This window comes from Daejeonella sp., assembly GCF_037719425.1.
Taxonomy (GTDB): Bacteria; Bacteroidota; Bacteroidia; order Sphingobacteriales; family Sphingobacteriaceae; genus Daejeonella.
The window spans coordinates 1-8,930 of sequence record NZ_JBBJNI010000112.1; the positions used below are offsets into that span (position 1 = coordinate 1).

General features: G+C 42.8%; 4 protein-coding genes. All 4 read right to left on the reverse strand.

Translation table 11 applies throughout. The features are described from left to right. Positions 1-516, reverse strand: a 516-nt coding sequence (locus WKF69_RS14010; protein ID WP_340382699.1) for a hypothetical protein, incomplete at its 3' end; no start/stop codon positions are given. Between the two features lie 11 nt (positions 517-527). Then, positions 528-1,253, reverse strand: a complete 726-nt coding sequence (locus WKF69_RS14015; protein ID WP_340382700.1) for a YebC/PmpR family DNA-binding transcriptional regulator — start codon at positions 1,251-1,253, stop codon at positions 528-530. A gap of 245 nt (positions 1,254-1,498) precedes the next feature. Further along, a complete protein-coding gene (locus WKF69_RS14020; protein ID WP_340382701.1) occupies positions 1,499-2,443 on the reverse strand; it encodes an NAD-dependent epimerase/dehydratase family protein in 945 nt (314 codons plus the stop codon). Positions 2,444-2,510: 67 nt separating this feature from the next. Beyond that, positions 2,511-8,930: lamin tail domain-containing protein (locus WKF69_RS14025; RefSeq protein ID WP_340382702.1), on the reverse strand; the 6,420-nt coding region annotated here is incomplete at its 5' end.

Below are 8,930 nucleotides of genomic sequence, written 5' to 3' on the forward strand. Positions count from 1 at the left end.
TTGTTTTGTAGCAGGTGCTTTAAAACGGGGAACATAGGCCGGTTTAAGATCTGAGGTTTGAGGACCGAGGTCTGAAGTGGCAGGAGGTGTTTGCGGCTGTTCCTTGTTAGTTGCAGCCGGACTTTTAAAACGCGGAACGTATGCAGGTTTAGGTTCGTCGCCCGTTCCACTTTCAGTTTTCAGTTTTCCGCTTTCAGCTTCTTCCTTTTTTACAATTCCTCCCGCCCGAAATCTCGGCGTATATACCGTGGCTTCTACTGTTGGAGACAATAACGGCTCCGCCTGCGAAGCGATCTCGTTCACTTCAATAACCTCTTTAGCAGGTACAGGCTTTGGCTCTTCCTTCAGGTGGTAGGCCCTTCTCAGCTTATTAAACAGGAATTTTTTACTGTGGTCAAAACTCTTTGGCCCCATCTGTCTGTAATGGCTCTGGAACTCCGTAAACAAACCCGGCTCAGCGGTTTGAAACTGAACCCGGTCTATTTTTTTCTTTGTAAGGAATTCCTCGAAAGTCATCAGCCCGAAAATTATTCTGCCATATTATGATACACAGCCTGAACGTCATCGTCCTCTTCAAGCTTGTCGATCAGTTTAAATACATCAGCGGCCTGTTCTTCGCTTACCGCAGTAGTCGATTCAGATACCCGTTCCAGTTTGGCGCTGATCACCGGGATGCCTTTTTCTTCAAGGGCCTTCTGCATCTTGCCGAAATCCTCAAATGAGGTATGGATCACACCCACATCTTTGCCCGTTTCATCTGCTTCCACATACAGGTCTTCGAGTCCGAAATCTATGAATTCCAGCTCCAGCTCATCCAGCTCCATATCACCCGGATCAAAACGGAATACCGACTTGCGCGTGAAAATGAAATCCAGTGATCCTGTTTTGCCCAGGGTGCCATTGGTCTTATTAAAATAGCTCCGTACGTTGGCTACCGTCCGGTTGGTATTGTCGGTCGCAGTTTCAATGAGTATGGCTACGCCATGCGGCGCATAACCCTCATAAACAAGCTCTTCGTAATTGCTTTCGTCCTTATTGCTTGCGCGCTTTATCGCAGCCTCAACCGTATGCTTGGGCATATTCACCGCCTTTGCATTCTGCATCGCAGTTCTCAGGCGTGAGTTTGCATCAGGGTTAGATCCGCCATCCTTTACAGCCATCACGATCTCTTTTCCGAGACGGGTGAACTGTATAGCCATCTTCGCCCAGCGCTTGAATTTTCTTTCTTTACGGAATTCGAATGCTCTTCCCATTTTTATTGTTACTCCTTATTGATATTTGGAAGCTAAGTTGATTATTTATCTTTTATTTTATTGCTTTTCCGTGCAGGTTTTTTGGATGCGAGCAAGGGATTCGAGAATCTGAGCTTCCACCCAGCGAGCTCACCTTGCACACAAGAATCGCACTTATCTTAAAATTGTTGTTTCTTACCGTTATCCCGCTGTCAACCTGCCTGCCGGTAGGCAGGCTGTCCACTGTCAACTGTCCACTGATTAAATTATCTTTTCAAATTATCAAACATGTCACCCGTCATCTTAGCCAGGTTGAACTCCGGCTTCCAAGCCCAGTCCATCCGGGCCTGCCCGTCGTCTATAGATCTTGGCCAGCTCGAAGCAATCGCCTGGCGCTGATCATAATCGGTATACGAAAGCTTAAAGGCGGGGATGTGTTTCCTGATCTCATCTGCGAGGGTCTCAGGCGTGAAGCTCATGCCGGTCAGATTGTATGACGAGCGGATCGTGATCTTCTCAGCCGGGGCGTCCATCAGCTCGATCGTCCCGCGGATCGCATCATCCATGTACATCATAGGCAGTTCCGTTTCGGCCGACAAGAACGACTGGTAGCTGCCCTTCTTCAATGCCTCATGGAAGATATGTATCGCATAATCTGTAGTTCCCCCGCCCGGTGCTGCTTTCCAGCTGATTAGTCCCGGGTAGCGGATACTCCGGACATCGGTGCCGTATTTCTGGAAATAATATTCGCACCAGCGCTCACCGGCAAGTTTGCTTATTCCGTACACGGTATTGGGGTCCATTACGCAATACTGGGGGGTATAGTCTTTCGGTGAATTGGGGCCGAATACGGCAATAGAGCTCGGCCAGTAGATGCGCTGCGTTTTAAACTCCTGCGCCAGGTCCAGCACATTCAGCAAGCCGTTCATGTTAAGGTCCCATGCCAGTTTGGGGTTTTGCTCACCCGTAGCCGACAAGAGGGCCGCCAGTAAATACACCTGCGTAGGTTTATATTTCTGGAAAATATTCTTTAGAATGTCCTTCTCAAGCACATTCACAAACTCAAACGGCCCGGCATTCTTGATGTCGTAGTCAGGACGGCGGATATCACAAGCTATGACCTGCCCATCGCCATAGATCTTCCTTAATTCGCTTACTAATTCCGTCCCAATCTGCCCGTTTGAGCCTAGTACAACTATGGTATCCTGCATTATAATTGGTTTCGGGCAAATGTAAGGATTTTGTGGGAGGGTTGAGGGGGAAGAAGCGAGAAGTTGGCTATAGTTTTCGAGCAAGGACAAACGATCTTCGAAAGGTTTTTAGATTTCCGTTTGTGTCGAATATTTCAGCATAAATAAAATAAATACCTATGCCTGCGGGAGAACTGAATTCATTTAGCCCATCCCATATCAACATACCTGTTGAGTTTAAGGTAGAATTTTTAAGGAGGTTCTTAACCAATACACCGTCATCATTGAAAATCTTAATATTCGCAACCATTCCGGGTGCCGGCATATGATAGCTGACCTGGAGTATATCCTCAAAGCCATCATTGTCCGGTGAAAAAGTTCTTGAGGTTAGAGCAAATTCCTCAGTGCGGGAGAGAGTCTCGCTAAATTGCGAGTTTTTGTATCCGGGTGTTGCAAATCCAGATGCTGCCGTTGCAGACCTGAAATTACCTGCATCATTTGTGTTAAGGCCGAAGCTGCTCCTCTCGAGTGAAACTCCCTCAAAGTTTTTGAGCAGCTGAAAATGCATCTTATCGTTATAGTCGAGTTGATCTACCCGGCCACCGTTACTGAGTAGCACGACTGTCCCTTTATCATCGTTAAATTGAGGTAGTGTAGCCTTTAAAATTTGATGCGGATTTTCTATTATATATTCTTTTTTGATGTTTTCAGGATCGCTTGTTACGGACATGTAATGGCCGGGCTCAAACAATAATTGTTTTAAGCTAATTCTCTTGGCGCTGCTAACGGTGTCTTTTACAATAGTCGCAATTGATAGATCCTGCAAATCAAGGATATGTTTTGTGTTATTGTAAATCTCAACGAAATCTACGCCCCCCGGCCGTGGATTGAATAAGATCTCATTTACCAGAACGGCATTTTTACCTATCCTCTCGGTCAATAGGAAATCCTTGGAATTAAAGTTTTGAAGAATGCCGGAACCAGCACAATCTCTTAAATCGGTCGCCTCAATTCTGTATGTGTGCCCTCTGGCGAGCGGATCTTTAAATTTGAGCAGAACCTGTTCGAATGTGGGTGCAATTTGGATAACGGCGATAGGTTTTCCAACACCGTTGTTTAATTGATAGTTACCCGGAATGGATGCAGACAAACTATCAACAGACTTATTGAATGTTAGCAATAACGTTATACTGTCTGTCAGAACGGCTTCAAGTAATCTCAAGCCCTCGACGGCGGTACTTTCATGGATTGAGTTTTTCCTTCCCGGGGTTCCGCCTGTCGAGTCTTTGCTTGCTGCCCAATTTTGAAAATCTATACATATCGAAGCGGCGTTGATCATTTCCAATGAGTAGCCACCTGTTTTTTTTCCATTGTCCTTGTACCAAGCGGCGTTATATGCTACTCTTTGAAGCTCCCTTCCTTTGTTATTTTTAAGGATCAAAATATCTTTTTCATTACCTAAAACAGGCCATACGCGCAATCCCAATACTTTCCCAAACGCAGAAAAGTTCAATGTGTCTTTTTCGGGACATAAAATTAAATAAGATTTTGGCCCAATCTCTCCATCAGTAAATTTATGTTGAAGGCCTTCGTCACTATACAACATGCCTTTTAAACTTACAGTCTTTTCTGTGGGATTATAGAGTTCAACAAACTCTGTCTCCGGTAATCCAATTTGCGGCGAGGGGTCAGCCATTATTTCATTTATTAGTATAGGGTAATCAATTTCGGGAATAGTAGGGATGGTAAAAGAAGCATGATTATTAGCATCAGTAATTTTTTCTCTCCGGCAATCGAAAAGCGAATCTGCAGTAAGGGTGTAATTGATCCCTTCACGAAATTTAGATCGAAATTTCAGATGGAGCGCCGTATAACTATCTTCTATGGAGATAGCGATAGCTCTACCGATTTCATTATTTATCGAGAACCCTGATACTTTAAGACTTACGGTATCCGGAATGGAGTTTAGATAGACGGTTACCGTGCTATCAGATGGATTTTTTATAGAATCGATTCGCAGCTCTCTGCGGGTCTCATGCGACGTGTTAACACTATTAGCACGGCCTGGTGATCCACCGGATTCGTCTATGGATGAAACCCAATTGTAGAAACCATTGCAGCTGTTATTCAGTAAGTCTATCTTCTCCAGCGACCAGCCGCCACTTTTCTTGATCCGGTTTTTATACCATTTATCAGAATACCCAACGGAATCTACTAATCTCTGCTTAAGGCTTTTTAAGGTTATCTGGTCACCGGGATTTCCTAATGAGGGCCATGGCGAGATTCCTTTCGTTTTACCAAACTGTTTAAATAGAAGTGTGTCGGCCACCGGACATAGGATAATGTAAGCGCCGGGCGCTATGGTTGTATTTGTTAGGATCCCCTTGGTTATTGGATCGCTTAAGATCCATTTGTTTAGATCAATAGTTTCGCGGCCGGGATTATATATTTCGATAAATTCGGCAAGGGGCAAACCTATTTCCGGAGAAGGGTCGGCAAATATTTCCGTTATAAATATTCTTGCTGTATCTGCTTGTGCCGGAACAGGTGGAGGAGGCGTACTAAATTTAAATTTAAAAGACACGCTACCGGGAATAGAATTTCCGCTGCAATCCTTCAATTTTGATATCGACAATTGGTATTCAAGTCCTGCCTGAAACCTCTTTCCATAGGTTAAAACGACTTCCTTTAATTCCACATCTGCGGCAATTTTCTTGATTGTATTGTCTGGTGACAAAATAAAATTGCCATCAACCAGTGCTGCACCGTTGAGATGTTTATTAAAGAACACCTTGAGAGTAGTATCCGAAATTAATTTCAGACTGTCGACCCTTAATTCTAAAAGGTCATAGCCTGAAATATTAACCGAATTTTTTTTACCAGGTGTTCCACCGATCGTATCTATAGAGGCGGTCCAGTTGAAGAAATCTTCACACACTGATTTAAGGTCGATCTTCTCCAAACTCCAACCGCCCGATTTTTTGCCGTTACTTTTATACCAGGCATCGGAATATGCGACAGAATCTACGAGTCTGTTCTTAAAACTCTTCAAGACTATTTGATCATATCCGTTATTTAATGGAGGCCACGGGCTAAGCCCGATAGTTCTTCCAAAAGGCTTGTAATGAAGGGTATCTGCCATCGGACAAAGAATTACATATTCTTTAGGGTATATTTTTTGCCCCCGAATTGTCGCTTTTGAAGTTGGATCACTTATAGTCCATTTATCTAAATCTACCGTGTCTTTTGAGGGGTTGTATAGTTCAATAAATTCTACCAACGGCAAGTGGATTTCCGGAGAAGGGTCAGCAAATATTTCCGTTATAAATACTCTCGCAGTATCTGCTCGTTCTGGAACAACTGGAGGAGCCGGACTTGTTTTAAACTTGAACGCCGGACTACCAGTCATAGAATTTCCACTACAATCCTTCAGTTTTGATACTGACAATTGATATTCAGTTCCTGCCTGAAACTTCTTTCCATAAGTTAGAACCACTTCTTTTGATTCCGCATCTGCGGCAATTTTCTTGATTGTATTGTCTGGTGACAAAATAAAATTGCCATCAACCAGTGCTGCACCGTTGAGATGTTTATTAAAGAACACCTTGAGAGTAGTATCCGAAATTAATTTCAGACTGTCGACCCTTAATTCTAAAAGGTCATAGCCTGAAATATTAACCGAATTTTTTTTACCAGGTGTTCCACCGATCGTATCTATAGAGGCGGTCCAGTTGAAGAAATCTTCACACACTGATTTAAGGTCGATCTTCTCCAAACTCCAACCGCCCGATTTTTTGCCGTTACTTTTATACCAGGCATCGGAATATGCGACAGAATCTACGAGTCTGTTCTTAAAACTCTTCAAGACTATTTGATCATATCCGTTATTTAATGGAGGCCACGGGCTAAGCCCGATAGTTCTTCCAAAAGGCTTGTAATGAAGGGTATCTGCCATCGGACAAAGAATTACATATTCTTTAGGGTATATTTTTTGCCCCCGAATTGTCGCTTTTGAAGTTGGATCACTTATAGTCCATTTATCTAAATCTACCGTGTCTTTTGAGGGGTTGTATAGTTCAATAAATTCTACCAACGGCAAGTGGATTTCCGGAGAAGGGTCAGCAAATATTTCCGTTATAAATACTCTCGCAGTATCTGCTCGTTCTGGAACAACTGGAGGAGCCGGACTTGTTTTAAACTTGAACGCCGGACTACCAGTCATAGAATTTCCACTACAATCCTTCAGTTTTGATACTAGCAATTGATATTCAGTTCCGGTCTGAAACTTCTTTCCATAAGTTAGAACCACTTCTTTTGATTCCGCATCTGTAGTAATTTTCCGAATAGAATTATCCGGTGACAAAACAAAATTGGCAGCAACCAGCGTCGCACTGTTAAGATGTTTATTAAAGAACACCTTAAGAGTAGTATCAGAAGTTAATTTCATACTGTCGGCCTTTAATGATAAAAGGTCATAGCCTGAAATATTAATCGAATTTTTTTTACCAGGTGTTCCACCGATCGTATCTATGGAGGCAGTCCAATTGAATATATCTTCGCAAACCGATTTGAGGTCGATTTTTTCCAGACTCCAACCACCTGCCTTTTTAGAATTGGTACGATACCAGGTGTCTGAATAAGCCAGGGAATCTACAAGCCTGTTCTTGAAACTCTTCAATGCTATCTGATCGGAGGCATTATTCAGTGAGGGCCATGGACTAATCCCGATAGTTTTTCCAAAGGGTTTATAATGAAGGGTATCTGCCATCGGACAAAGAATTACATATTCACCAGGAAATATTCTTTGCCCCCGAATTGTCGCTTTTGAGGTTGGATCACTTATAGTCCATTTATCTAAATCAACCATGTCTTTTGAGGGGTTGTATAGCTCAATAAATTCTACCAACGGCAAGTGGATTTCCGGAGAAGGGTCCGCAAATATTTCTGTAATAAATATCTTAGCGGTATCCAACTGTTCCGGAATCGGCTGTGGAGTTGCAGGAGTCTTAAATGTTAGAGCGGGGTTGCTGGTAATGGGATTTCCACTACAATCTTTCAGATTTAACACAGATATTTGATATTCAGTTCCTTCCCGAAACTTCTTATCATAAGATAAAGTGACCTCTCGACTTGCCTTATCTGAAGTAATTTTCTTCAAAGTATTAGTAGCCGGAAGCAGCTTGAAGTTCTCAGCGACAAGAGTGGCACTATTGAGATATTTGTTAAAATATAATTTGACAGTAGTATCTGAGATTAATTTGAGACTGTCGGCCTGTAAAACGATCGAGTCGTATCCCGTAACATTAACGGAGTTCTGTTTTCCTGGTGTTCCGCCACTGGTATCAATCGAAGCTGTCCAATTAAAGAAATCTTCACACACTGATTTTAGGTCGATTTTCTCCAAACTCCACCCGCCCTGTTTTTTAATATTACTTTTATACCATCCATCGGAGTAGGATATAGAATCCACCGGTCTATTTTTGAAGCTTTTAAGCACAAGTTGATCGGAACTGTTGTTTAATGACGGCCATGGATTTAGCCCAACAGTCTTGCCGAAAGATTTATATTGGACAGTGTCTGCTGCAGGACAAAGAATCAGATATTCCAGGGGTAAAATTCTTTGTCCTCTAATTGTGGCTTTGGTAGTCGGGTCGCTCAAGGTCCACTTATCGAGGTCGACAGTGTCTTTAGATGGGTTATAAATTTCAATAAACTCTGACAAAGGTAACTGGATCTCGGGCGACGGATCAGCAAAGATTTCAGTAATAATCATTCTTGCTGTGTCAGCAGGTTCCACAACGGGCGGTGGCTTGATCGTTTTAAATCTTAAATTCTCCGGTTTATTTGTAATCAGAATACCGCTGCAGTCTTTAAGATTGTGGAGTTTCAACTGATATTCGATGCCGCCCTGAAAGGTTTTGTCGTAGGTCAATACCAGCTTCTTAAAATCCGAGTCAGTAGTTATTTTTTTTTCTGAAAACGTATTTGGAATTATTTCAAAATTCGCTGGTAACAGGGTTGAACTATCAAGATGCTTATTAAAATTGATTGTTATTGATGTGTCAGAAAGCTGCTTCAAGCTATCAGGACTCAGAGACATTGTATCGTAGCCGGCAACATAAATAGAGTTTTCTTTCCCCGGCGTCCCTCCAGTGGAATCAACTGTCGCAAACCAATTAAAAAGACTCTGGCATTTGGACTGAGGATCTCTCCGCTCAAGTGTCCAACCCCCTGTTTTCTTTGTTGAATTCCTATACCAGGCATCGGAGTAACGAACGGAATCTATAGGTAAACTTTCAGGACTTAGTAGTTTTAGTATTTCCCCGGAATTGTTCAGAGATGGCCAGGGCGATAAGCCGACAACCTTGCCAAATGATTTGAATTCAGCCGTGTCGGCTTTGGCACAGATAATAAGAAAAGACTGCGGCTCTAGTTTTATTTCCCCAAATGTCGTGGAACTTCCTGAGTCGTTAAATTTCCAATTTTTTAGAGAAATAGATTGGTTGGT

What these genes read in the sequence shown, in the direction of transcription:
- WKF69_RS14015 (WP_340382700.1), bottom strand. Translation starts at nt 1,253, where the DNA reads ATGGGAAGAGCATTCGAATTCCGTAAAGAAAGAAAATTCAAGCGCTGG.
- WKF69_RS14020 (WP_340382701.1), bottom strand. Translation starts at nt 2,443, where the DNA reads ATGCAGGATACCATAGTTGTACTAGGCTCAAACGGGCAGATTGGGACG.